This is a genomic window from Pseudaeromonas pectinilytica, assembly GCF_054780855.1.
Genome location: NZ_BAAGVN010000163.1, coordinates 1 through 689, shown reverse-complemented (window position 1 = coordinate 689; position 689 = coordinate 1). Strand labels below are relative to the sequence as shown.

Sequence of the window (689 nt, the reverse complement as noted above, 5' to 3'; positions counted from 1 at the left end):
GTGGCACCGCAGAACGATGCGCCGACCAGCAGCAACGTCAGCCTGAACACCGACGAAGAGACCCCGGTCAATGGCAGCATCATCGCCACCGATCTGGACGGCGATAGACTGAGCTACAGCCTGAATGGCACTCCGGCCAATGGCAGCGTAACTCTGAATGCCGATGGCACTTTCACCTACACGCCCGCCAGCAACTTCAATGGCAGCGACAGCTTTAGCGTCACCGTCAGCGACGGCAAGGGCGGCACCACGACCAGCACCGTGACCATTGGCGTGGCACCGCTGAACGATGCGCCAACCAGCAGCAACGTCAGCCTGAACACCAATGAAGAGACCCCGGTCAATGGCAGCATCCTCGCCACCGATCTGGACGGCGATAGCCTGAGCTACGCCCTGGGCACGAACCCGGCCAATGGTAGCGTGACGCTAAATGCCGATGGCACCTTCACCTACACGCCGGCTAGCAACTTCAATGGCAGCGACAACTTCAGTGTGACAATCAGCGACGGCAAGGGCGGCACCACGACCAGCACCGTGACCATCGGGGTGGCACCGCAGAACGATGCGCCAACCAGCAGCAACGTCAGCCTGAACACCAATGAAGAGACCCCGGTCAATGGCAGCATCATCGCCACCGATCTGGATGGCGATAGCCTGAGCTACGCCCTGGGCACGAACCCGGCCAATGG

The 689-nt window shown here is 61.2% G+C and carries 1 protein-coding gene; it reads left to right on the top strand.

Annotated elements, in window-relative coordinates; all coding sequences use genetic code 11:
• A partial coding sequence (locus tag ACYVG7_RS09990; RefSeq protein ID WP_460882983.1) for a cadherin-like domain-containing protein occupies positions 1-689 on the top strand: 689 nt, incomplete at both ends.